This is a genomic window from Natrialbaceae archaeon AArc-T1-2 (genome assembly GCF_030273315.1).
Taxonomy (GTDB): Archaea; Halobacteriota; Halobacteria; order Halobacteriales; family Natrialbaceae; genus Tc-Br11-E2g1.
Map to the genome: position 1 here is coordinate 100,216 of NZ_CP127174.1, position 22,651 is coordinate 122,866.

General features: G+C 64.3%; 22 protein-coding genes and 1 tRNA gene. 14 read left to right on the top strand and 9 right to left on the bottom strand.

Annotated elements, in window-relative coordinates; translation table 11 throughout:
• The first annotated feature begins 112 nt into the window (after positions 1-112).
• Together QQ977_RS00460 and QQ977_RS00465 are read left to right on the top strand one after the other, a co-directional pair.
• Positions 113-1,093 carry a class I SAM-dependent methyltransferase gene (locus tag QQ977_RS00460; protein WP_285926877.1) on the top strand — a complete coding sequence of 327 codons (981 nt, stop codon included), beginning with the start codon at positions 113-115 and terminating at the stop codon, positions 1,091-1,093.
• 259 nt (positions 1,094-1,352) lie between these two features.
• Positions 1,353-1,426, top strand: a tRNA-Thr gene (locus tag QQ977_RS00465).
• Positions 1,427-1,818: 392 nt separating this feature from the next.
• Here the strand turns inward: QQ977_RS00465 and QQ977_RS00470 are convergent.
• A complete protein-coding gene (locus tag QQ977_RS00470; RefSeq protein WP_285926878.1) occupies positions 1,819-1,959 on the bottom strand; it encodes a hypothetical protein in 141 nt (46 codons plus the stop codon).
• Positions 1,960-2,097: 138 nt separating this feature from the next.
• Positions 2,098-4,254 carry a catalase/peroxidase HPI gene (gene katG, locus QQ977_RS00475; RefSeq protein ID WP_285926879.1) on the bottom strand — a complete coding sequence of 719 codons (2,157 nt, stop codon included), beginning with the start codon at positions 4,252-4,254 and terminating at the stop codon, positions 2,098-2,100.
• A gap of 331 nt (positions 4,255-4,585) precedes the next feature.
• Between katG and QQ977_RS00480 the strand changes: the two genes are divergently transcribed.
• On the top strand, positions 4,586-5,749 hold the full coding sequence (locus QQ977_RS00480; RefSeq protein ID WP_285926880.1) for an SPFH domain-containing protein: 1,164 nt from the start codon (positions 4,586-4,588) through the stop codon (positions 5,747-5,749).
• Here QQ977_RS00480 and QQ977_RS00485 read toward each other — a convergent pair.
• On the bottom strand, positions 5,746-6,945 hold the full coding sequence (locus QQ977_RS00485; RefSeq protein ID WP_285926881.1) for an acyl-CoA dehydrogenase family protein: 1,200 nt from the start codon (positions 6,943-6,945) through the stop codon (positions 5,746-5,748). The genes QQ977_RS00480 and QQ977_RS00485 overlap by 4 nt on opposite strands.
• A gap of 114 nt (positions 6,946-7,059) precedes the next feature.
• Here QQ977_RS00485 and QQ977_RS00490 point away from each other — a divergent pair, with 114 nt between their 5' ends.
• Both QQ977_RS00490 and QQ977_RS00495 read left to right on the top strand, forming a co-directional pair.
• Positions 7,060-9,048 carry a 3-hydroxyacyl-CoA dehydrogenase/enoyl-CoA hydratase family protein gene (locus QQ977_RS00490; protein WP_285926882.1) on the top strand — a complete coding sequence of 663 codons (1,989 nt, stop codon included), beginning with the start codon at positions 7,060-7,062 and terminating at the stop codon, positions 9,046-9,048.
• A gap of 200 nt (positions 9,049-9,248) precedes the next feature.
• Positions 9,249-9,815 carry a HalX domain-containing protein gene (locus tag QQ977_RS00495; RefSeq protein WP_285926883.1) on the top strand — a complete coding sequence of 189 codons (567 nt, stop codon included), beginning with the start codon at positions 9,249-9,251 and terminating at the stop codon, positions 9,813-9,815.
• 137 nt (positions 9,816-9,952) lie between these two features.
• On the opposite strand, the gene QQ977_RS00500 is transcribed toward QQ977_RS00495, so the two are convergent.
• Positions 9,953-10,327 (bottom strand): cupin domain-containing protein, encoded by a 375-nt coding sequence (locus tag QQ977_RS00500; protein ID WP_285926884.1) that lies wholly within the window; start codon positions 10,325-10,327, stop codon positions 9,953-9,955.
• A gap of 126 nt (positions 10,328-10,453) precedes the next feature.
• Here QQ977_RS00500 and QQ977_RS00505 point away from each other — a divergent pair, with 126 nt between their 5' ends.
• Positions 10,454-11,284, top strand: coding sequence for an alpha/beta fold hydrolase (locus QQ977_RS00505; RefSeq protein ID WP_285926886.1), 831 nt, complete (start codon positions 10,454-10,456; stop codon positions 11,282-11,284).
• Positions 11,285-11,290: 6 nt separating this feature from the next.
• Here the strand turns inward: QQ977_RS00505 and nikR are convergent, their stop codons facing one another.
• Together nikR and hemG are read right to left on the bottom strand one after the other, a co-directional pair.
• The gene (gene nikR / locus QQ977_RS00510; protein WP_285926887.1) at positions 11,291-11,719 is read right to left on the bottom strand and encodes a nickel-responsive transcriptional regulator NikR; all 429 of its coding nucleotides are present in this window, start codon (positions 11,717-11,719) and stop codon (positions 11,291-11,293) included.
• 82 nt (positions 11,720-11,801) lie between these two features.
• Positions 11,802-13,109 (bottom strand): protoporphyrinogen oxidase, encoded by a 1,308-nt coding sequence (gene hemG / locus QQ977_RS00515; protein WP_285926888.1) that lies wholly within the window; start codon positions 13,107-13,109, stop codon positions 11,802-11,804.
• Between the two features lie 128 nt (positions 13,110-13,237).
• Between hemG and QQ977_RS00520 the strand changes: the two genes are divergently transcribed.
• Together QQ977_RS00520 and QQ977_RS00525 are read left to right on the top strand one after the other, a co-directional pair.
• The gene (locus tag QQ977_RS00520) at positions 13,238-14,032 is read left to right on the top strand and encodes a creatininase family protein (RefSeq protein WP_285926889.1); all 795 of its coding nucleotides are present in this window, start codon (positions 13,238-13,240) and stop codon (positions 14,030-14,032) included.
• Between the two features lie 59 nt (positions 14,033-14,091).
• On the top strand, positions 14,092-14,340 hold the full coding sequence (locus QQ977_RS00525; RefSeq protein ID WP_285926890.1) for a hypothetical protein: 249 nt from the start codon (positions 14,092-14,094) through the stop codon (positions 14,338-14,340).
• 11 nt (positions 14,341-14,351) lie between these two features.
• On the opposite strand, the gene QQ977_RS00530 is transcribed toward QQ977_RS00525, so the two are convergent.
• Positions 14,352-14,678 carry a DUF7471 family protein gene (locus QQ977_RS00530; protein ID WP_285926891.1) on the bottom strand — a complete coding sequence of 109 codons (327 nt, stop codon included), beginning with the start codon at positions 14,676-14,678 and terminating at the stop codon, positions 14,352-14,354.
• A gap of 323 nt (positions 14,679-15,001) precedes the next feature.
• On the opposite strand from QQ977_RS00530, the gene QQ977_RS00535 reads away from it, so the two are divergent.
• The 6 genes from QQ977_RS00535 (at position 15,002) to QQ977_RS00560 (ending at position 21,558) form a co-directional block, all read left to right on the top strand.
• Positions 15,002-15,541, top strand: a complete 540-nt coding sequence (locus tag QQ977_RS00535; protein WP_285926892.1) for a winged helix-turn-helix transcriptional regulator — start codon at positions 15,002-15,004, stop codon at positions 15,539-15,541.
• A 79-nt stretch (positions 15,542-15,620) separates the two neighbouring features.
• Positions 15,621-15,920 carry a hypothetical protein gene (locus QQ977_RS00540; protein WP_285926893.1) on the top strand — a complete coding sequence of 100 codons (300 nt, stop codon included), beginning with the start codon at positions 15,621-15,623 and terminating at the stop codon, positions 15,918-15,920.
• 78 nt (positions 15,921-15,998) lie between these two features.
• Positions 15,999-17,921 (top strand): NosD domain-containing protein, encoded by a 1,923-nt coding sequence (locus QQ977_RS00545; protein ID WP_285926894.1) that lies wholly within the window; start codon positions 15,999-16,001, stop codon positions 17,919-17,921.
• A 73-nt stretch (positions 17,922-17,994) separates the two neighbouring features.
• Positions 17,995-19,923 (top strand): NosD domain-containing protein, encoded by a 1,929-nt coding sequence (locus QQ977_RS00550; protein ID WP_285926895.1) that lies wholly within the window; start codon positions 17,995-17,997, stop codon positions 19,921-19,923.
• Positions 19,916-20,653 carry an ABC transporter ATP-binding protein gene (locus QQ977_RS00555; protein WP_285926896.1) on the top strand — a complete coding sequence of 246 codons (738 nt, stop codon included), beginning with the start codon at positions 19,916-19,918 and terminating at the stop codon, positions 20,651-20,653. Before QQ977_RS00550 ends, QQ977_RS00555 begins: the two co-directional genes overlap by 8 nt.
• Positions 20,650-21,558 (top strand): ABC transporter permease, encoded by a 909-nt coding sequence (locus QQ977_RS00560; RefSeq protein WP_285926897.1) that lies wholly within the window; start codon positions 20,650-20,652, stop codon positions 21,556-21,558. Before QQ977_RS00555 ends, QQ977_RS00560 begins: the two co-directional genes overlap by 4 nt.
• A gap of 91 nt (positions 21,559-21,649) precedes the next feature.
• On the opposite strand, the gene QQ977_RS00565 is transcribed toward QQ977_RS00560, so the two are convergent.
• Together QQ977_RS00565 and QQ977_RS00570 are read right to left on the bottom strand one after the other, a co-directional pair.
• Complete coding sequence (locus tag QQ977_RS00565; protein ID WP_285926898.1) at positions 21,650-21,925, bottom strand: hypothetical protein; 276 nt, start codon at positions 21,923-21,925, stop codon at positions 21,650-21,652.
• A gap of 81 nt (positions 21,926-22,006) precedes the next feature.
• On the bottom strand, positions 22,007-22,618 hold the full coding sequence (locus QQ977_RS00570) for a nitrous oxide reductase accessory protein NosL (RefSeq protein WP_285926900.1): 612 nt from the start codon (positions 22,616-22,618) through the stop codon (positions 22,007-22,009).
• Between the last annotated feature and the right edge of the window lie 33 nt (positions 22,619-22,651).

Genomic DNA, 22,651 nt, shown 5'->3' on the forward strand with positions numbered 1-22,651 from the left:
AACAAATTATAGTTATCTCTTACTTGCCTGTTTTTCCCGGTTCGTGCATACTCCTGGCAGGGGCCGGGCACGGAAGCGTCAGCGTTACGGCCGGCTGGTCGTGAACTCCGGTATGGAAGTTCCGTGTGTCCGCGTGCCACCCGAAGAGGGTGAAGCCACGCGGCAGGTCCTCGCGGAGGCGGACCTGATCGCCGACGACTTCGAGATCACCGTCGCCGAGGACTGGCTGTACGTTCCCGTCACCGACCCCGAAGCGGTACCCGACGACCTCGAGGTCGTCTCCAAGGACGTTCCGGAACGCGAGACCCAGACGACGCCGGCGGATCTACTCGAGTTCGAACCATCCTACGAACGGCTGGGAGACGTGGTATTACTTGACGAGGACGACCCCGAGCGCGCTCGCGAGCTCGCCGACGCCGTCGTCGCGTCGGACCTGCCCGTCGAGACGGTCCTGAACAAGGCCTCGAAGGTCAAAGGCGAGACCCGGGTGCGTGAGTGGGAGCTGCTCGCGGGCGAGGACACCGAGACGGTCCACCGCGAGTACGGCTGTGAGTTCGCGCTCGACCTCGCCGAGGTGTACTTCTCGCCGCGGCTGGCGACCGAGCGCAACCGCGTCGCCGAACAGGTCGCAGACGGCGAACGCGCCTTCGACATGTTCGCCGGCGTCGGACCGTTCGTGATCCCCTTCGCCACACGCGGTGCCGACTGCGTCGGCGTCGACGTCAACGAGACAGCGATCACGTACCTCCGGGAGAACGCCCGGCGAAACGGCGTCACCGACCGGGTGACCGCGATCAACGACGACGTCCGTGCCGTCGCCCCCGACTACGCCGACTGGGCCGACCGCATCGTGATGAACCTCCCCCACAGCGCCGACGACTTTCTCGAGTCCGCCGTGACGATTGCCGGCGACGACTGTATCCTGCATTACTACGACATCCAGCACGAGGACGATCCCTTCGGCCCCGGCGAGGACGCGATCCGGTCGGTGGCCGAACCCGAGTACGAGGTCACCGTCGCGACCCGCCGGACGGTCCGGTCGTACGCACCTCACGAACTGAACGTGTGTCTGGACGTCTGTCTCGAGCGCTGACTGATACTGTCGGACAGAAGTACGTAAACGACAGAAGACGGCAATCGGGACAGCCGACGAAACAGCGGGCGCGAAGAACGGGACTGCTATCCCGTGATGAGCGCCCGGACACTGAAACACCGTGTTCGATACTGGCGGGCGAAAATCCGCCAGGATTTTCGTCCGACAGTATGAGAACCGACGCGGCGCGAGCATGGCTCTCACGCCCGACTCGATTCGCAATCCTTATGATGCGTTTCGGACCTACGTGTGAGTGAGCGCCGGTGTAGCTCAGACTGGCAGAGCGAATCCTTCGTAAGGATTAGGTCGAGGGTTCAAATCCCTCCACCGGCTTGCCTTCTGCGACGAACGTCACGTGAGGAGCGAAGCAAGCCGTGGAGGATTTGAATCAGGGAGCAGCTTCGCTGCGACCGTGGTTCACAATCCCTCCACCGGCTCCTACTACATCCCGTACAACCCCATAGCCAAGGGTCAGGATACTCCGACGACCGTTGTGGCTTTGGCCATTTTCCGAATACTTTCAATACCGTCAATCTCGCAGTAGCCAACGGGAGGACGGTGCCATGATGGGTCGTCGGTCCTACTCTGGCAGCGCGATCGATACCACGGAGCAGTACATCACCGAGCGACCCGACGTCGACGTTTCCGAGCACGGGGAGATGGTCGCGGCCGATGACTGGCGATGGTCGCGATCTCGTCGCCGAACTCGAGGCCGCGGCTGCTGGCTATCGCGGACTGCCCGTTGTACCGGCTGTCGCGAGGTCCGCCTGAAACGTGTGCCACTGGAGGACGTCAGCCAGCATCCCCAGATCGATCCGGCTATCCTCGAGGTGAGCGACCTCACCGCGTTCGAACACGTCTGCCATCGGTGTCAAACTGCAACCTGGTGGGACGCACAGGTAGCCCTCTCGGGACTGGTTACGTGACGGGTCGTAACCGAGTACCGCCGATTCTGGAGCCGGAAAGACCGGTAATCTGTTACGGCACGTCTATCCCTTTCGAGATCACTCGAGGTCGAAGCGATCGAGCGTCATCACCTTGCTCCAGGCATCCACGAAGTCATGGACGAACTCTTCCTCGCCGTCAGCAGCGCCGTAGGCATCTGCGAGGGTGCGAAGCCGGGCGTTCGAGCCGAAGATGAGGTCAAAGCGAGTGGCTTCCCACTCGACGTCGTCGGTTTCGCGGTCGCGGATCTCGAAGACTTCCTTCTCCTCGTCGACTGGCTCCCACTCGTAGTCCATGTCGAGCAGGTTCACGAAGAAATCGTTTGTCAGGGTGCCCGGCTCGTCGGTGAAGACACCCCGATCGGACTCTCCGTAGGTCGCACCCAGCGCACGCATGCCACCAACCAGTACCGTCATCTCGGGCACCGACAGGGTCAGCAGGTGCGCATGGTCCACCAGTCGCTCCTCGGGCGAGTCGTACAAGTCGTCGTAATCGCCGCCGAGGTAGTTCCGGAAGCCGTCGGCCTTCGGCTCGAGCACCTCGAAGGACTCGGTGTCAGTCTGCTCTTGAGAAGCGTCCGTGCGGCCCGGTTCGAACGGTACTTCCACGTCGTAGCCAGCGTCTGCCGCCGCCTGTTCGACGGCCGCGTTGCCACCCAGGACGATCAGGTCGGCGAGCGAGACCCGCACGTCGTCGGAACGGGCACTGTTGAAGTCTGCCTGGATCTCCTCGTAGGTCGAAAGGACCGTCTCCAGCTTGTCGGGCTCGTTCGCTTCCCAACTCTTCTGTGGTTCGAGACGGATGCGCGCCCCGTTCGCGCCACCGCGCTTGTCGCTGTCGCGGTAGGTCGACGCCGACGCCCAGGCGGTTTTGACGAGCTGGGCAGTCGCGAGGTCCGACTCGAGGATTTCCGCTTTGAGGTCGGCGATCTCCTCGTCGCCGATCAGCTCGTGGTCGACGTCCGGGATCGGGTCCTGCCAGATCATCGTCTCGTCGGGGACCTCCGGGCCGAGGAACCGTTCCGGCGGGCCCATGTCGCGGTGGATAAGCTTGTACCACGCCTTCGCGAAGGCCTCCTGGAACTCGTCGGGGTTCTCCTGGAAGCGCTCGAGGATCTCCCGGTAGTCGGGGTCGTGTTTCAGAGCGACGTCCGTCGTCAGCATCATCGGCTTTTCCGTCTCCTCGGGATCCTGTGCGCCCGGTGCGAACTCGACGCCGTCCTCGTCGGCCGGATGCCACTGCCACGCACCGCCGGGGCCTTTGACCGAGACCCAATCGTGCTCGAGTAAGTTGTCGACGTAGCCCGTATCCCACTGGGTCGGCGTGGCGTTCCAGGGACCTTCGATACCGCTCGAGATCATCCCGCCGATGTCGCCGAACTCGTGATCCCAGCCCAGACCCTGCTCCTCGATGGGTGCCGCCTCGGGTTCGGGGCCCTGGTGCTCGTCAGGATTGTCAGCGCCGTGGACCTTCCCGAACGTGTGGCCGCCGGCGATGAGCGCGACCGTCTCCTCGTCGTTCATCGCCATGCGTTCGAACTCCTCTCGGATGTTCTTCGCGGACCCTTCGACGTCCGGTTCGCCGTTTGGTCCCTCGGGATTCACGTAGATGAGTCCCATGACAGTGTTCGCGAGCGGGTCCTTGAGGTTGCCCACCTCCCCATCTTCGTAGCGCTCGGGCGAGGTCGTTTCCCACTCCTCTTCGGGACCCCACTCGATGGCTTCGTTGGACTTGTACGCGTCTTCGCGGCCGCCAGCGAACCCGTACGTCTCGAAGCCCATCGACTCGAGGGCGACGTTGCCCGCGAGGACGATCAGGTCGCCCCACGAGAGCCTGCGACCGTACTTTTGTTTGACCGGCTCGAGCAGGCGACGGGCCTTGTCGAGGTTTACGTTGTCCGGCCAGCTGCTTTCTGGCGGGAGACGCTGGAGGCCACCTGAGGCCCCAGCACGACCGTCAGCGGTTCGGTACGTCCCGGCGCTGTGCCAGGCCATCCGGATGAAAAGCGGTCCGTAGTGACCGTAGTCGGCCGGCCACCACTCCTGGGAGCTCGTCATCACCTCTTCGATGTCCGACTTCACCTCCTCGAGGTCGAGTTTTTGGAACTCCGCTGCGTAGTCGAAGTCATCGCCGTACGGGCTGGCATCAAGGGCGTTATCGTCGAGAATGTCTACTCTCAACAGGTTCGGCCACCAGTCTTGGTTGGACCATGTCATAAGGTATCGAAAAGAGTATTTCCTATTAAGATTACCGATATTGCTCTATCTTAGACTCTATCTTCGCAGATTGATAAATTAAGTTTCCCCCGCCGCCCCACTCTTTTCGGAGATAGTAATAGCATCGGGATCCGATTTCGAGAGTCCCCCGGCTCCCAATTCGCATCCACCATTTCACCACTCATCCCCGACGACGCATCGCTATATAACAAACCGAGAACGAAAGCGACGATACCGTCCGTCGTCGGTATCCGATCGACGAGCGCCGCGTGACGTTCGTGTGACGATGTTTGGGCCAAGCGTTATTCGGCTCTAGACCGTCGTATGAGTGATGCACCTACTCGTCTCGATCCCCCTGCAAGTCGGCGACGTCACACTGACCGTCGGAGCGCTCGTGCTCGTCGTCGCGATCGTCACCGTCTGGTCGATGGTCGAGATCGTCGACGCTTACGACAGGGGCGCGCTCACCGTCCTCGGCGAGTATCGGAAACTGCTCGAGCCGGGGCTGAACATCGTCCCGCCGTTCGTCTCGCGCGTCTACACGTTCGACATGCGGACTCAGACGATCGACGTCCCCTCACAGGAGGCGATCACGCGGGACAACTCACCGGTGACCGCCGACGCCGTCGTCTACATCAGGGTCATGGACGCCAAACGGGCGTTTCTCGAGGTCGACGACTACAAACGTGCCGTCTCGAACCTCGCCCAGACGACGCTGCGTGCCGTAATCGGCGACATGGAACTCGACGACACCTTGAGCAAACGCGAGTCGATCAACGAACGCATCCGGACGGAGCTCGACGAACCCACAGACGAGTGGGGGATCCGCGTCGAGTCGGTCGAGGTTCGGGAGGTGACGCCGTCCCAGGACGTCAAGGGGGCGATGGAGCAACAGACCGCCGCCGAACGTCGCCGTCGGGCGATGATCCTCGAGGCCCAGGGTGAACGACGCAGCGAAATCGAGAAAGCCGAGGGTGACAAACAGTCGAACATTATCCGCGCCCAAGGTGAAAAGCAAAGCCAGATCTTAGAAGCGCAGGGTGATTCGATCTCGACCGTCCTCAAGGCCCGGTCGGCCGAGTCGATGGGCGAACGCGCCGTCATCGACAAGGGAATGGAGACGCTCGAGGGGATCGGTAAAGGCGAGTCGACGACGTTCGTCCTGCCCCAGGAGCTGTCGTCGATGCTCGGACGCTACGGCAAACACCTCACCGGCAGCGACGTCGAAGAAGACGGCGCACAACTCGAGAGTCTCGAGTTCGACGAGGAGACCCGCGAGTTGATCGGTCTGGACGACATCGCCGAGATCATCGGCGAGATCGACGAAGAGGCGACCCTCGACGTCGAAGCGATGGAACAGGAAGCACAGGCGATCAAAGAAGGCGAAGACGCGAGAACGCAGCCGGACGACATCGACAGCGTCTCGGGGACTTCGACCGGACCCCGACCGGATCGAGACGGCGAACCCGACGACGCCGGACAGGAGCAACGCTAGAATCCCTTTCCGAGCAGTTCGCGGGCGATGATGTTCTTCTGGATCTCGGTCGTTCCCTCGTAGATCTGGGTGATCTTCGCGTCGCGATAGAGTCGCTCGACGGGGAAGTCATTGACGTAGCCGGCCCCGCCGTGGATCTGGACGGCCTCGTCGGCGACGTCGGTCGCGACCCGGGAGGCGAACTCCTTCGCCATCGAGGCGAGTTTCGTGATGTCCTCGCCCTGGTCGACCTTCCAGGAGGCTTTGTACGTCAGCGTACGGGCGGCTTCGGTCCGGGTGTGCATGTCCGCGAGCTTGTGCTGGATCGCCTGGAACTCGGAGATGGGCTGGCCGAACTGTTCGCGCTCTGTGGCGTACTCCAGTGCGGCCTCACAGGCCCCTTTCGCGATGCCGACGCCCTGTGCGGCGACGGCGACGCGGGTCTGATCGAAAAAGTGCATCTGTTGCATGAACGCGGCGTCTTTCGTCCCGACGAGGTTGTCCTCGGGGACGCGGACGTCGTCGAAGACGAGTTCGGCAGTGTCGGAGGCGCGAATCCCGAGCTTGCCGGTGATCTTCTCGGCCGAGAATCCCTCCCGGTCTGCCTCGACGACGAACTGGGAGAATCCGTTGTACCGCCCAGGGGCGTCGGGATCGGTCTCACAGAGGACGACGAAGAAGTCCCCGACGGTACCGTTGGTGATCCACATCTTGGTGCCGTTTATCACCCACTCGTCGCCGTCTTGCTCCGCGGCTGCGCCGCTTCGCTCCGAGGCACTCTGTGCCTCGGGTTTCTCCGCCCGGGTCGAGACCGAGGAGACGTCAGAGCCGGTGTCGGGTTCACTGATTGCCGCACCCGAGATCTTCTCGCCGCGGGCAACGGGCTCTAAGAATCGCTCTTTCTGTTCTTCGGTGCCGAACTCGAGGATCGCCTCACAGCCGAAGGAGGCGGCGACGATCGACAGCGCGATGCCGGGATCGACGGCAAACAGTTCCTCGACGACGATCGAGGTATCGAGGATCGAGTAGCCCGCTCCACCGTACTCCATCGGGATGTACGGTCCCGTAAGCCCCATCTCGGCCGCCGCCTCGACGATCTCCTCGGGATACTCCTCTGTGACGTCGTACTCCCGGGCGTGGGGTTCGATCTCGTTTTCCGCGAACCGGCGTACCTCCTCGCGGATCTGACGTTGTTCGTCGGTCAGTTCGAAGTCCATAGTCGACGTTCGTCAGTGTGCGATAAAGGCGTTCGTAACCGGACATGAACTCAAACGGAGTTTCTTTTTCGTCCGAGGGAAACGTTCAAACGCGTCCCCATAGCATACCCCCGCATGGATATCGAGGATATCAACGTCATCGCAGTTCTGGGCGCAGGGAACATGGGACACGGTATTACGGAGGTCGCCGCACTTTCCGGATACGAGGTGACCATGCGAGACATCGACGAGAATCTCGTTCAGGACGGCTACGAGCAGATCGAGTGGTCACTCGACAAGCTGGTCGAGAACGGCCGAATCGCAGACGGCGAGGCGACCGCCGCCCGCGAGCGGATCTCGCCGGTCGTCGACCTCGAGACCGGGGTCGAAAACGCAGACGTCGTCATCGAGGCGGTCCCGGAGACCGTCGAGATCAAACGCAACGTCTGGGAGGACGTCTCCGAGTACGCCCCCGAGGAGGCGATCTTCGCGACGAACACCTCGAGTCTCTCGATCACCGACCTCGCGGCGTTCACCGATCGACCCGAGCGATTCTGTGGAATGCACTTTTTCAACCCGCCAGTGCGGATGGATCTCGTCGAGGTTATCACGGGCGACGAGACCGACGAGGCGGTCGTAGAGACCGTCGCAGCACTCGCCGAGTCGATGGACAAGACGCCGGTCCGGGTTCACGAGGACGAACCCGGGTTCATCGTCAACCGGATTCTCGTCCCGCTGATGAACGAGGCGGCCTGGCTCGTTCACGAGGAGGCGGCGACGGTCGAGGCGGTCGATTCTACGACGAAGTTCGACATCGGGCTGCCGATGGGCTCGTTCGAACTCGCCGACCAGGTCGGCATCGACGTCGGCTACCACGTCCTCGAGTACATGCACGAAGAACTCGGACCGGCCTACGAGCCCTGTCCACTGCTCGAGACGAAAGTCGAGGCCGAGGAACTGGGAAAGAAGACTGGCAGAGGAATCTACGACTACGAGGACGGCCCCGGCGCAGAGATTCCCACCGACGCGGGCTCGGAACTCGTTCGCGACCGGTTGCTGGCGACGATGGCAAACGAGGCCGCGAAACTTATCGGCGGCGACGTCGCGACGCCGGATGCGATCGACGAGGCGACCCAGCTCGGTGCCGGCTTCCCCGACGGCCCCGTGGCGATGGCCGACGACTACGGTCTCGAGAACGCACTCGGGACGCTCGAGGACGCCGCCGAGGAGACCGGCCACGAGCGATACGAACCCGCCGACTACTTGCGAGAGCGAGCCGAGGCGGGCGGGTTCCGGACCGAACGCGAGAGCGATAGAAAGAACGAGGGCGCGGCTGTCGACTTCGAGACGCTTCGAATCGAGTACCCCGGCGACATGGTCGGTCACGTCGTGCTCGACCGACCCCACCGGATGAACACCATCAGTACGACGCTGCTCGAGGAACTCCCCGAGGCGGTCGACCGCCTCGAGGACGACGAGGAGGTGCGTGCGATCCTGGTGACTGGCGCGGGCGACAGGGCGTTTTCGGCGGGTGCGGACGTCCAGAGCATGGCCGCAGGCGGTGCCGACCCGCTCGAGGGCGTCGAACTCTCCCGGACCGGCCAGCGGGCGCTTGGCACGCTCGAGTCAGCCGACCTCCCGGTCGTCGCGGGTATCGACGGCTACTGTCTCGGCGGCGGGATGGAACTGGCGACCTGTGCGGACCTGCGGATCGCGAGCGACCGCTCCGAGTTCGGCCAGCCGGAACTCGAACTCGGGCTCGTTCCTGGCTGGGGCGGTACCCAGCGGCTGAAACACGTCGTCGGCGAGGGCCGTGCGAAAGAGATCATCCTCACCGCCGACCGCTACGACGCCGAGACGATGGCCGAGTACGGCTTCGTCAACGAGGTCGTCGAGAGCGGGGAACTCGAGGCGGCCGCACTCGAACTCGCCCGCGAACTCGCGGCCGGTCCGCCGCTCGCACATCGGTTTACCAAACGGGCGATGCGTGCCGGTCGCGACGACACCGACGCCGGGCTCGAACTCGAGGCGACGGCCTTTGGCCACCTGATGGCGACCGACGACCTCATGGAGGGGATCACCGCGTTCATGGGCGACGGAGAGCCGAACTTCCAGGGGGAGTGACGACCACCGAAAGACTCCTGTGCTCGTCCGTCGGAAGCGAGTCCACGTTCGAAGTGAGAATGTGACGAACGGTTTTCGAATGGAAATGGACAGTGACAAGTATCCGATGGTCGTTTCCGATCGTCACCATATTTATCACATAGTACGACAAACCCGTCGGCCGTGGAGTCAATGGATGCAGAGACCGGAGGGGATATTCTATGAGTGAACGTCCGGAGGTGCTCGTCGTCGACGACGAGTCCCGTCTCGCAGACCTGTTCGTGACGTGGATCGGGACGGAGTGGTCCGCGGCGGCCGCTTACGACGGCGAGCAGGCACTCGAGAAGCTGTCCGACTCGGTCGAAGTCGTCCTGCTCGATCGGCGGATGCCGGGGCTGTCCGGCGACGAGGTCCTCGAACGAATCCGCGAGACGGGATACGACTGTCGCGTCGTCATGGTGACGGCGGTCGATCCCGACTTCGACATCATCGAGATGGGGTTCGACGACTACGTCGTCAAGCCGGTTTCGAAGGACGATCTCCTTGAGGTGACCGCGAGAGCCCTCGAGCGATCGGCGTACGAGTCCGACATCCAGGAGTACTACTCGCTCGTCTCGAAGAAAGCCGTCCTGGAGGCAGAAAAGTCGGATCGGGAACTCGCGGACAACGAGGAGTACGAGCGACTGTGTGAACGAGTCGACAGACTCGAGAAGCGAGTCGACGCCACCGTCTCGAGTCTGTCCGGTCACGACGACTTCGTCGGCGCGTTCAAAGACGTAGACAGGTGAGCGTCGCCTGGGATGCCGACGACCGGGACCGACGCGGTTCGAGAGATTCGCCCGTCACCTCGAGCGACCACGCGCGCGCGATGTTGCGGAACATCGTCCCCGTTTTGATAGCAGTATCCGGCGTCGGAAACGTCACTCTAGCCGGTGAGCCCGGTAAACGGCCAGTCACCTTCGAGATCGTCGTTTCCGATACTCGGCGCACTAACCAGGACGAACGCGCTCTCGCGGTCGCCGTTTTTGATCTGTCGCGTCGACTCCGGGGAGATCCACACCGCGTCGCCGGTCTTCATTTCGACGTCCTCGCCGTCGACGACGACCGTCGCCTGGCCTTCGATGAGGACGTAGACTTCCTCGTGGTCGTTGTCGGTGTGGTCGTGTGGCCGGCTGTTCCAGCCCGGGTCACAGCGAGCGATCGTCACGCCGACCTGTTCGGTCTCGAGTGGCTCGCCCAGAAAGTGCATCGCGTTGCCGACCTGTTCAACGTCTTCGTAGTTGACCTTCGTGTACGACATCCTGTCCGGACCTTCGGGCGGAAAATAGTAAAACTACGCCCTCGTTTACCCGGGACGAGAACGACGGGTACGACGTGGAGCCTCTCGAGCCGACTCCCGGAGACGACCCGTCGCCGAACGGTATCCATGCGACCGATCCCACGATCACGACCGGACCGAGGCTGGCTGTGCGAGACGTTTCCGTACGTCCGGGTCGGAGACGGCCCACGAACGATGCTCGTCGTCCCCGGCATTGGCGACGCGATGTTCGACGGCGAGTACAGCCGGTCGGTCGCCTGGGCGTTCCGGACCTCCCTCGCTGCGTTCCGTGACGAGTTTACGATCTACATGGTAAGCCGACCACGCGGACTCGACGAGGGGACGTCGGTCCGGGAGCTCGCCTGCGAGTACGGCCGCGTCCTCGAGGAGGTCGGTCCTGCATCGGTCGTCGGTGTCTCGATGGGCGGGTTAATCGCTCAAGAGCTCGCACGCGAGCGTTCCGACTCCGTCTCGCGTCTCGCCGTCGTCGTCGCCGGCAGCCGACTCGCGCCCGACTGTCGCCCGCGAATTCGCCGTCACCGTGAGCTCGCACTCGAGGGCAAGCTCGCGGCGATACAGACCGACCTCGTCCGCGAGACGTTCACCGGCTGGCGGCGGGCGATCGCCCCCTGGCTCTCGCGAGCGGTCGGGACGGTTCGCCCGCCGTATCCCGCCGACCGGCGGGATCTCGTCGTCTCGATCGACGCCGTCCTCGCGTTCGACGGCCGCGATCGACTCGGTGACGTCGACGTCCCGACGCTCGTCGTCGGCGGGACCGACGACCTCTTCTTTCCCGAGTCGATCCTCCGGGAGACCCACGCCGCGATCCCGGACGCCCGGCTGGCGCTGTTCCACGGTGCTCGACACGGCCCCTTCCTCGAGTACAAAGCGGCGTTCGATCGGCTGATGGGGCGTTTTCTCGACGGCAAGCTCGACTGAGCGGCGTTACTCGCCCTGGGAGATCGGATCGAAGCTGTCGACGGGGTTTACCGAGTAGTCGACGGTCAACACGTCCTGGGTCGCTCTGATCTTCCCGACGAACGTCGAGATGTCCTCGAGATCGCCCTCGAGGACGAAAAGCTCCATGCAGTAGTGGTCGCCGACGTGGCTGTGGAAATTCGAGGCGACGAGTTCGTCGTGTTCGTGACGCAGGTGCATCATCCGCTCTTCGACGCTCGTGGTCTCGTAGTCGAACAGGACGGTGACGATCCCCATCAGCTCGCGGTCCTCGAGGCGGGTGTCCTCGAACTCGCCGAGCAGGTTCCGGGACGCTTCCCTGACGACTTCGCTCCGGCCGGTGTAGCCGTGGTCGTCGGCGAACTGGTCGAGTCGTTCGAGAAGCTCGTCCGGCATCGAGACGCTGACAACTGCCATGTAATAACTCGATGCCGTTTAGATATTAAGGCTTATCATAGCCGGTGGATGTGAGATCCCCGTCCGGGCGTTGCGCGACCGGTCACCGATCCTCGGCGAGGCGATCGGCGATCCGTCGCGCCTGCCGGAGCCGTCCCGGGATTCCGATTCGGTCGGTGTAGTTGCTCGCGATCGTGACCCCCTCGGGTAGGGAGACGTCCTCGAGAGCCGCCCACGAGGTGTCGAACGCGGGGATCACGTCGGGCAGCGTCGTCACCTCGAGGACGTCGGCGTCGACGCCGGTTACCGTTCGAAACTCCCGGCGAGCCACCGTCGCGAGTTCGTCGTCGGACCGGTCGACGGCACCGGGATCGGACATCCCACCCATGAAGGCGGTGTAGACGCCGTCTCGCCCGAACAGGCTCTCGTTGAAGGTGACGCCACGGGTCGTGAGCGCTTCGTCGCGTCGCACCTGATAGCCGAACCCCTCGAGGCTGGCCTCGGCCTCGAGGAAGACGAGCACGAGCGAGTTGTACGTAAGCTCCCGCAGTGACGCGACGGAGGCTCCCTCGAGGCCCTCGAGGATCGTCGCCGCCGCCGGTGCGGGGGCTGTCACGACGACGTCGTCGACGGTCGTGGTTCGTCCGCCCGCAGCGAGGACGTAGCCGTCGTCGGCGTGTTCGATCGAGGTGACCGGAGAACGCAGGTGAACGTACGGTCGATGGGCCTCGTACAGCGCGTTCGGGAGCGTCTGCATGCCGGAGACGAACGAGACGGGTGGAGGCGTCTCGTCGCCACGGACGAGTCGATCGATAGCTGCCCGCAGGAGCGATCCCGTTCGACTCTCGAGTTCGAGCAGCCGCGACAGGGAGTGTTCGGCGGGCATCTCCGCCGGGTCGGAGCCGTAGAGCCCGCCAAACAGCGGCTCGATCACGTTCCGATAGGCCTCGAGGCCGAACTTGCGGGCGAACAGGCAGGCGGCCCGTTCGTCCGGCCGACCGGCCGCGGTGAGCGGCTCGGCGAGAATGCGACACTTTCCGCGCCAGGAGAGCAAGTCCGTCCGGAGAAACGTCGCGAGGGATCGAGGCACCCGCCGGAGCCGGCCGTCGGCGTAGACGTAAAGCGGGAGGTCGTCGTTCGCCACGAGCAGTTCGGATCGGAGTCCGAACCGCTCGACCAGCTCCTCGACGGCCGGGACGAGCCGCGTTCGCTGTGGGCCGTACTCGAGGAGTCGGCCGTCGACCTCCCTCGAGCGGACGACCCCGCCGGGTTCGGACCCGGACTCGAAGGTCACGACGTCGACGCCGCGATCGGCGAGGTAGTGCGTGAGCGCGAGGCCGGTGACCCCGGCACCGACGACGCCGACGCGTCTCGTTCGATCGTCGGACGCCGGCGGTGCAGCGTGAGACATGGGAATATCTCGAGTCTGTCACCCCGACTACGTACCCGTTTCGATGCCGGACGCCGACGCCGCTCGACGGTTCCGGTCGAACGCCGTCGTGAGCCAACGTTTTGGTCTCCGCGTCGAATCAGTGTGTCATGTACCTTCCTCACGAGACGTGGCCGGATCTCGGCGAGTACACCGCCGAGGAGTCACTCGCAGTCGTGCCGCTTGGCTCGACCGAACAGCACGGTCCACACCTGCCGGAGGGAACGGACTACATGATCGCCCGGGAACTCGCGCGCGCTGCGACCGAGCGGACGGGTCATCTCTGTACCCCGCCGGTGACCGTCGGCGTCAGCCCTCATCATCGACAGTTTCACGGGACGATGTGGGTCGACGCGCCGGTCTTCAGAGACTACGTCGAGAGCCTCTCGCGCAACCTCACCTACCACGGAATCGACCGCATCGTCTACGTCAACGCCCACGGCGGCAACGTCTCTCACCTTCGGGAGGTCGGTCGGCGGCTGCACAGCGACGAGGTCGCCTTCGCCTGCGAGTGGATGTGGAACGAGTCGATCCCCGAACTGATCGAGGAGGTCTTCGAGACGCCGGGTCCCCACGGCGGCCCGAAGGAGACGGCGATGATCATGCACATCGCTCGCGAACTCGTCCGCGAGGATCGCCTCGAGGAGGCCCGAAGCGGCGGAATCACGGCGATGGAAGAGGCGGAAGCGAGCGTCGCTGGCGCGCGGGTGTTTTACGACGCCGCCGACATCAACGACAACGGCGTCCTCGGTGATCAGACCGACGCGACGCCCGAGATCGGCGAGCGGCTGTTCGAGGCCGCGACCGACGGACTCGTGACCTTACTCGAGTGGCTCGACGCCCAGCCGTTCGACGAACTCATGCCCGAACCGCACGTCGAACCGCGTCCCGACAGCGGTCGGTAGCATCGGCGCGAACCAGTACTTTTAGCGTCCAACGGGAACGACTCCAAAACGAACACGTCATGAGTCGGAGTTCAGCGGATCGATCGGACGTGCGATGGTTCGTCGCGATAGTGAGCGTCGTCTGGCTCGTACTCACCGCGGTCGTCATCGTCGGGCTGCCGTCGATCATACCCGATACCGACGCGGTCAACGTCGCCTACCTCGTGAGCATGATCGTCTTCGGTCTGGCAGTGGTTGCAACCGCTGTCATCATCGCCCGGCTGGGCCAGCGCGCGACGCCGAGCACGCAAGGTCCGAACCGGGTGTGAGCGGAGGGTCGTCAGGGCTCGTCAACGTCGCCGTCTCCCCCTACCCCAACCGTTCCGCTCGTGGTGATCGCTGTAAGAAGCAATACGGCGATGAGAAAGTCGAGTCCGTGCTCGATCAAGTGATGTGCACCCATGGGAACGACGCCCATGACAGTGCCGAATCCGACGATCGAACGCGCCGCCAGCGCCCCCATCGAGACCGCGATGAGGAGATACGACAGCGACCGTCGCCGGTAGTACGCGACGGCACCGAGCAGGAACAGAATCGTCGTTCCGAGTCCGGCCAGTGCGATCGTCCCGATGAGCACCGGCGAGTACCGGACCTCGGACCACCCCATCGCGACGGAGCAAACCGTTTCGATCATAGTCGTTCTACCGGTCGTGTTGTGGTGTGTATTGTGGTTCTCGAGTCGAAGTCTCCGCCCGAGCCCGTCACAGCCTGGCTGACGTCGACCGGAAGCGATATCACCTCCGTAGCCGTTGGCGCGTGATAAATCGATGGGTCGTTCCCGGTGGGCAGTAATGGCCAACACACACATTGAAGAGGAGACCTCTACCACGTAGTAACGAGAACACTCCGGACCCGGACCGCCGACATCGCCGACCCCTGCAGCCGGATCGCATTCCACTCGAGAGGACACGACACGAAGATTACGAACACATGACCGACGTACGACACCGTATCCGACAGCGCGTCCGTGCCGACCCCGGCATTCACTTCAACGAACTCGTCCGCGAACTCGACCTCGCGGCGGGTCAGACGCAGTATCACGTCCGACGACTGTTACGTTCCGAGGAGATCGTCTCCGAGGAGCTCTACGGTCGGACACACTACTACACCGACGAGTACGACGTCTGGGATCGTCGGGCACTCGCATTGCTTCGCCGGGAAACGTCACGCGACGTCCTCATCTACCTGATCGAACACGAGTCCGCACGGCCGAGCGAGGTCGCCGACGCGCTCGAGATCGCTCGTAGCACTCTCGAGTGGCACCTCTCACACCTCGTCGAACAAGACCTCGTCGAGAAACACTACGACGACCGCAACCGGGTGACGCTTCACCTCGCGAACCCCGAACGGACTGGCAAGCTCCTCGCCCGGGTGCGGCCGTCGGTCGCCGATCTGCTCCTCGACCGGTTCACCCGGCTCGTCGACAAACTGCTCGAGGACGCGGGTGCCGAACCGGGCGATCCGCGATAACGCGGTACCGACGATCGACCCGCTGGTCGAGTTCGGCCGGTCCGTCACACTTTTGCCCGGAGACGGTCCCCTGTCGTGTATGAACATGAACGTCGATCTCACTGAACTCGAGTACACGGCCGGCTTCGATCAGCTCGAGGACGTCGACGAACTCGCGATCGAGGAGGTCGTCAACGACGGGTTCATGTACAAGTACACGGCGGCTCCCTCGCTTGCCGCGTTCTTCGAGGAGAGTCCCTGGACCGTCGAAGAGACCGAGGACCTCGAGGCGATCGACGACGAGGAACTCGACGAGTTCGTAGCCGAACACACGGAGTTCGAGACGTTCGCGGACCTTCTTCGGCGAGCGGTGGTCGACTGGGACGCGATCCAGTTCTGACGTCGACGTCACACTGCAGAGAGCACGTTCGATCGTCGAACCAGTTCGTATATTGTGGCCGTCGATCCTAGACCGCCTGTGCCCGAGATCTCCGTTCGGATCGCCATCGCGATCGTCGTCTGTCTGCTCGGCGTCGTCGGCCTGTTCGTCGTCGACGTCGGCTCGAGCGAGCCGGAGCCCGCTCGCTTCGACAACACCGTGACGATGGGGCTCACCCTCGAAGACGAGATCGCGATAGAGGAAGACGTCGAACTCCCGCGCGTACAGGCGTTTTACTCCCAGTACGAGTACGTCGTCGGCTACTACGGCGTCGAGCGATTCGTCGCGGACCTCGAGAGCGAGGGTCACGAACAACGGTTCGGCTACCCACTCGGCGTCCAGGTCACCGACTACAGTGAGAGCGACGGCGACGTCGAACTCACCGACGACGGCTACCCGACGACCGACGGCGAGGTCGGCTGGACCGACGCGACGGAGGCCTCCTACGTGCTCGACAGCGATGCCCGGACGCCGGCCGGCGAGACGATCGTTCCGTTCGCCGAGCGTGACGACGCCAAGGCGTTCGCCGAGCGTTACGACGGCACCGTCGTCGACTGGGAGACGGTACTGGAGCACCCGCTCGAGGTCGACGACGCCGAGACGGTCCGCGAGCGGGTCGACGACCAGCGACGGGCAGCGGACGATCGGGTCGCGGCCACGCGGCCGTTGCTCGAGCGTCCTGAGTCGGCCGTCGTCGGCGAGGACGCCGAGACGGTCCAGGAGAGCATCGAGACGGCTCCGCCGAACACGACCGTCGTCGTCCCGGAGGGAACGTACGAGGAGCACGTCCACGTCGACCGGCCGATCACGCTCCGGGGCGAGGGCAACGTCACGCTTCGTGGAGACGGAAACGACACCGTGGTGACCGTAACCGAAGACGAAGCGGCGGTCGTCGGTCTCGAAGTCGAGGGCGTCGGCGGCTCGACGCGGCCGGCCGGCGCACGGGTCGACCACCACATCGAGGGTGACGTCGACGCCGAGGAGTACGAAGAAGGCGTTCGGGAAGCCTACGGCGAGAGCGACGCCGGTATCGCGGTGCTCGAGGCAAGCGACGTCCTCGTCGAAGACGTGACGATCAAAACGCCGGCGACGGGAGTGTTTCTGAGCGAGAGCCCAGACTCGGTCGTCCGCGACGTCACCGTCTACGGCACCGACTCCTGGCGAGATGGCTACATGGGCGTGCTGGCAATGTACTCGCCGGCGGTCGTCGAGGGATCGACGTTCGACGGCGGCCGAGACGGCGTCTACACCCATCGTGCCGACGGGATCGTCGTGAGAGACAACGTGATGCGAGACGGCCGGATGGGCGTTCACTTCATGCACACCTCCGATTCGCTGATCGCCGACAACGAGGTCTCGGGCCAGGAAAACGTCGGGGTCTACGTCATGACCGGCCCGCAGCGAAACGCCGTCGTCGGCAACGAGATCACCGAGAACCCGGTCGCGCTCCGACCCGACGGGAGCGATTCGTACGTCGCCGACAACGTCCTCGTCGGAAACCGGATCGGCATGCGGACCGACGCGAGCACCACGATCTACGAGCGCAACGTCATCGCCGGCAACCGGATCGGCATCGAGCCCCGGACGGTGTTGCCCTCGAACCGGGTCGTTGGAAACGACTTCGTGGCGAACGTCGAACACGCGGCCAGCAGACACGGCCCGCTCCGTGTCTGGACTCACGAGGGCGAGGGCAACTACTGGGAGGGTGCCATCGGCGAGGTCGACGGCGACCGGCTCGACCGGCCGTACTCCCCGACCCACCCCGTCGACGAACGACTCCACCGAGTCGACGGTACGCCGACGCTCGCTCGTGCGCCCGCACTCGATGGACTCTCCGGCCTCGAGGGAACGGTGCCGGGGATGCGCTCGGGCAGCGTCGTGGATACGGCACCGCGCTGTGAACCGGTGAACGCCGAGTGGATCGAGGAGACGGACTGGATCGAGGCCGACCACGACTGCTGACGGTGACGGATACCAAATCGTCGTTCGATAACCAAACCAGATGGTATATCTCGCCGCCGCCATAACGTCCGGTGTGAGCGGAAAGACGACTTACGTCGTGTTCGCGGTCGGCCTCGTCGTTCTCGGTGCGGCCGGGCTGTTTGTCGTCGATGCGGAGTCGAGTCCCCCTGAACCGGCACACTTCGACGATACGGTGACGATGGGACTTTCGATCGAGGACGAACACGAACTCGAGCACGAACGCGACGTCGAACTCCCTCGCGTGCAGGTGTTCTACTCGCAGTACCGCTACGTCGTCGGCTACCACGGCGTCGAGCGGTTCGCCGCCGAGCTCGATCGGGACGGCCACGAGGAACGTTTTGGCTATCCGCTCGCAGTCTACGTCTCCGATTACAGCGCAACGGAACTGACGGTGACCGAAGAGGGGTATCCCGAAGTCCAGGACGGCTGGACCAGATGGACCGACGCGACGGCGGCCTACTACGTCGTCGATAGTGAGGCACAATCACCGGCAGGCGAGACGGCGATCCCGTTCTCCGAGTCCGACAGTGCGGTGGCGTTTGCCGAGGAACACGACGGAGTGGTCGTGACCTGGGAAGAGGTGATCGAACAGTCCTTCGAGATCGACGATGCCGGAACCGTTCGCGAACGCGTCGAGAGCCAACACGACGACGCCAACGAGACAGTCGCCGACACGCGACCGCTACTCGAGCGACCCGAGTCGGTCGTCGTCGGCGAGGACGCCGAAACGATCCAGGAGGCGATCGATCGGGCACCCGCGGAGACGACAGTCGTCGTTCCCGAGGGGACCTACGAGGAGACCGTCGAGATCAACCGGTCGATGACCCTCCGTGGCGAAGGCGACGCGACGATCCGCGGAGACGGCAACAGTTCGGTCATCAGAGTCGAAGCCGACCGGGCGGCGGTCACCGGTCTCGAGCTCACCGGCGTCGGCGATACCCACCAGCCCTCACCCGACGAAGTCGGCACCGACGAGGAAGCCTGGGACGAGGACATCGAACTCGCGTACGGCTACGGTGACGCTGGCGTCAAGTTCGTCGACTCGACCGGTGCGCTGGTCGAGGACGTGACCGTCGAGACGCCGGCAAACGGCGTGTTGCTCCGGGACAGTCCCGACACCGTCGTTCGAAACGTCTCCGTCTCAGGCACCGACTCCTGGCGTGACGGCTTCATGGGCGTGATGACGATGCGGTCTGCGGCCGTCATCGAGGAGTCGACGTTCGAGGCCGGTCGCGACGGCGTCTACTCCCATCGGTCGAACGGGCTCGTCATCCGAGACAACGTTATGACCGACGGCCGCTTCGGCGTCCACTACATGCATACCTCGGACTCGCTCGTCGCCGACAACGAGGTTCGAGACCAGGCATTCGCCGGGATCATCGTGATGACCGGTCCCGAACGAAACGCGATCGTCGGCAACGACGTCCGAGAGAGTACGGACGGTATCCGGATGGGTGGTAGCGACTCCTACGTCGCCGACAACGTCGTGGTCGACAACGACCTCGGCTTTACCACCGGTGCGAGTACCTCGATCTACGAGGGCAACGTCGCGGCCGGCAACGAGATCGGCGTCCACGCGAGTTCGGTGCTGCCGTCGAATCACGTGATGGACAACGCGTTCATCGCCAACGATCGGCCCGCGACCGCAAGTTCCGGCCCGCTCGTGATCTGGGCCGAGGACGGCTCCGGAAACTACTGGGATGGTGCCATCGGCGAGGTCGACGGCGACGTCCTCGATCGATCGTACTCGCCGACCGATCCCGTCGACAGGCGGCTTCACTACGCCGACGGGTCGCCGACGATCGCCCAGTCTCCCGCGCTCGATGCGATCAGAGGGCTCGAGGGCACCGTCTCAGGCCTGCGCGCCGGCAGCATCGTCGACCCGGCACCGCTGTGTGACCCCCCGCACCCGGACCGGGTGCCGGAGCAATGGAGCCACGACGACGAGACTATCTGTCCCCCCGAGGATACACATGACTGACAACGTACCGATGCTCGAGGCAGCGAACGTAGCGAAGTCCTATGGCGACGTCCCCGTGCTCGAGGACGTCTCGCTCGAGATACCCGAAGGGCAGGTGACCGCACTGATCGGGCCCAACGGCTCGGGCAAGTCGACGCTGATCCGAACGCTCATCGGCATCCACGAGCCGACCGACGGCAAGGTGGTGTACCACGGCCCGGAGACGACCCGGCCAATCGGCTATCTGCCACAGCGACCGTCGTTTCGACCCGGCTTCACCGTCCGGGAGACGCTGTCGTTTTACGCCGAACTGGTCGGTGACGACGAGGCCGTCGCGATGGACCACCTCCGGCGAATCGGCATGGAGGCTGCCGCCGAACGTCCCGTCGAGGCGCTGTCGGGCGGGATGACCCGCCTGCTCGGCATCGCCCAGGCGACGATCGGCGACCCGCCGGTGATCGTCCTCGACGAGCCCGCAAGCGGTCTCGACCCGGGGATGTCCGTTCACGTCTTCGACGTCGTCGCCGACCTCGCGACCGACGGCACCGCCGTCCTGTTGAGCTCGCACGACCTCGCGCTCGTCGAACGCACCGTCGACCGGGTCGCGTTGCTCGACGAGGGGAAGATCGTCGAACGGGGCGACCCGGCCGACATTCGCGATCGGCTCGAGGTCGACTCGCTACTCGATGTCTACGAGACGTCGGTCGCCGGCGAGGCAGGGACGGTCCGCGTGCGAGGTGAGTCGGCATGAGCGGCGAACACGGCACCGGCGACGACGTGGCAAGCGAGGCCGTCGGCGGGGAGACCGTCGTCGGCGAGGAGACCGCCGAGCGAACGACGCCCGGGACGGGACAACTGCTCGGAACGATCGTCAAACGCGAGCTCCAGACCGTGGTCCGGACCCGGACGTTTCTCCTGCTCGCGTTCGCGCTGACTATCGTGTTACTCGGCATCGCCTGGGTCGGCGGCGGCGTCACGGCCGGCTACGTGCCGACGACGGTCGATCTCCTCACCCCGCTCGAGTTGCTCGTGCCGGTCGTCGCCGTCGCCTTCGGCTACCGGGCGGTGCTCGCGGACAAACGCCGGGGCGAACTCGACGTCTTCGAAACCTATCCGGTCAAGCCCTGGCAGATCGTCGGCGGCGTTTACCTCGGTCGGGCGGCAGGACTGATCGCCGCCGTCGGGATTCCGCTGGCGCTCGTCGGGCTCGCGGTTGCGCTGACCGGAACCCAGGAGATCCGGATCTTCGCGACCCACACGGGAGCCGACTCGCCGGTGCTTTTCGCCCGGCTGATCGTCCTGACGATCCTGTTTGCCCTCGTGGTACTCGCCGTTGCGATCGCGATCTCGGCGATCGCGAGTACGACCAGAAGCGCGCTCGCCCTCGGCGTCGTCGCGCTCATCGTCTTGCTCGTCGGGGCCGACCTGGCGATCGTCTACGGACTCGGCGCCGGCTTCGTCGGCGACTCGAGTCTCTTACACGCGCTCGCGTTGAGCCCGATCAGCGCCTTCCGGGGGCTGGTCCTCGAGACCGCCGTCATCGTCGCCGCCGGCACCGGCCCACAGACGGCAGCGCCGCTTGCGAGCGTCCTCGGACTCGTCGCGTGGGGCGTCGTCTCGCTGGTCGCTGCGACGCTTGCGGTTCGCCGGGCCTGATACGGACGCTGTAGTCATTGCCGGTGAAACCGCGACCCGTCTGTGGGTTCCCGTATATCGCTACAACAGATCGTATGACAGCTTCCGGTCGTTACGCTTGCGAGACGATTCGATACCGATTCGCTCCGACCTCCTCGAGAACCGACCGTTCGCGCATGCTGACGACTCGTCCGGTCGGCGTCGAGTCGATCTCCGCGCTCGCGTCGACCGTCTCGAGCGTTCCGAGAAGCTGTGCCGACGGCGGTTTCTGTGCAACGCCACAGTCGTAGATCGTGAGCAACCCGCCATCGTCGCGCTCGTAGACGACGATGTGGGCGTGTTTCGGCAAGTTCCAGTGCTGGTCGCCGGCGGGTGCGAGGTGGTTCATACCAGGATACACACAATCATTCGTGATGAATCTATCTTTCTTCGAGGAGAGAATCCCGCTCCGTTTACGGCGAGGAGGAGGTCACACAGCCCCGAGACCGTCGATTAACTCCCGGGAGACATCACCGTGTCCGATCACCTCGCCGCCGTACTCGTCGGCGAACGAGTCGGCGTCGTCCGCGTCGCTGAAGCCGACCAGATCCTCGCCCATCGCACCCACGATGTCACTGTTGACGACGAACGAGAGGTCCGTGACGTCGGCGTACGCCTCCGCCTCGAGGTGAGCGGAGATTTCGGGTCCGACACCGTCCTCTTCGACCTCCCAGTCGACGCTCGAGTAGTCGGTCGCGTACTGGACGATCGGCTCGTGACCGAAGTCCTCCTGGTCGAAGTCGTACGTGTACAGACACGGGAGCGAACAGAACCACGCGGGACCGTGTTCGCCGTCGACCATCTCGTCACGACCTTCCGGAACGTCATCCTCGTAGAAGGACTGTCCAGTCGGTCCGGGGTAGTCTTCGATCACCATGCCACACTGGTCACACTCCTTGTCGCCGTCGAGCGCGATCGGCTCCGGGTGGTCTTCGTCGTCGCCGAGACAGCCGGCGAGGGCGACGGTGCCGACCGTCCCGACCGCGACGACGAACGCCCGTCGCGTGGGGACGCTCTCCGTCGAACTGTCGTCTCGGTGCATCGGTCCACATTCGGGTCCAGAGGATAAAGGATT

Excerpts from the sequence above, each read along its gene's own strand:
- hemG (WP_285926888.1), bottom strand. The coding sequence starts at position 13,109 with ATGTCTCACGCTGCACCGCCGGCGTCCGACGATCGAACGAGACGCGTC.
- QQ977_RS00485 (WP_285926881.1), bottom strand. The coding sequence starts at position 6,945 with ATGGACTTCGAACTGACCGACGAACAACGTCAGATCCGCGAGGAGGTA.
- QQ977_RS00480 (WP_285926880.1), top strand. The coding sequence starts at position 4,586 with ATGCACCTACTCGTCTCGATCCCCCTGCAAGTCGGCGACGTCACACTG.
- QQ977_RS00525 (WP_285926890.1), top strand. The coding sequence starts at position 14,092 with ATGAGTCGGAGTTCAGCGGATCGATCGGACGTGCGATGGTTCGTCGCG.
- QQ977_RS00520 (WP_285926889.1), top strand. The coding sequence starts at position 13,238 with ATGTACCTTCCTCACGAGACGTGGCCGGATCTCGGCGAGTACACCGCC.
- katG (WP_285926879.1), bottom strand. The coding sequence starts at position 4,254 with ATGACATGGTCCAACCAAGACTGGTGGCCGAACCTGTTGAGAGTAGAC.
- nikR (WP_285926887.1), bottom strand. The coding sequence starts at position 11,719 with ATGGCAGTTGTCAGCGTCTCGATGCCGGACGAGCTTCTCGAACGACTC.
- QQ977_RS00470 (WP_285926878.1), bottom strand. The coding sequence starts at position 1,959 with ATGGCAGACGTGTTCGAACGCGGTGAGGTCGCTCACCTCGAGGATAGC.
- QQ977_RS00530 (WP_285926891.1), bottom strand. The coding sequence starts at position 14,678 with ATGGGGTGGTCCGAGGTCCGGTACTCGCCGGTGCTCATCGGGACGATC.
- QQ977_RS00565 (WP_285926898.1), bottom strand. The coding sequence starts at position 21,925 with ATGAACCACCTCGCACCCGCCGGCGACCAGCACTGGAACTTGCCGAAA.
- QQ977_RS00560 (WP_285926897.1), top strand. The coding sequence starts at position 20,650 with ATGAGCGGCGAACACGGCACCGGCGACGACGTGGCAAGCGAGGCCGTC.
- QQ977_RS00555 (WP_285926896.1), top strand. The coding sequence starts at position 19,916 with ATGACTGACAACGTACCGATGCTCGAGGCAGCGAACGTAGCGAAGTCC.
- QQ977_RS00460 (WP_285926877.1), top strand. The coding sequence starts at position 113 with ATGGAAGTTCCGTGTGTCCGCGTGCCACCCGAAGAGGGTGAAGCCACG.
- QQ977_RS00500 (WP_285926884.1), bottom strand. The coding sequence starts at position 10,327 with ATGTCGTACACGAAGGTCAACTACGAAGACGTTGAACAGGTCGGCAAC.
- QQ977_RS00495 (WP_285926883.1), top strand. The coding sequence starts at position 9,249 with ATGAGTGAACGTCCGGAGGTGCTCGTCGTCGACGACGAGTCCCGTCTC.
- QQ977_RS00535 (WP_285926892.1), top strand. The coding sequence starts at position 15,002 with ATGACCGACGTACGACACCGTATCCGACAGCGCGTCCGTGCCGACCCC.
- QQ977_RS00505 (WP_285926886.1), top strand. The coding sequence starts at position 10,454 with ATGCGACCGATCCCACGATCACGACCGGACCGAGGCTGGCTGTGCGAG.
- QQ977_RS00540 (WP_285926893.1), top strand. The coding sequence starts at position 15,621 with ATGAACATGAACGTCGATCTCACTGAACTCGAGTACACGGCCGGCTTC.
- QQ977_RS00490 (WP_285926882.1), top strand. The coding sequence starts at position 7,060 with ATGGATATCGAGGATATCAACGTCATCGCAGTTCTGGGCGCAGGGAAC.
- QQ977_RS00570 (WP_285926900.1), bottom strand. The coding sequence starts at position 22,618 with ATGCACCGAGACGACAGTTCGACGGAGAGCGTCCCCACGCGACGGGCG.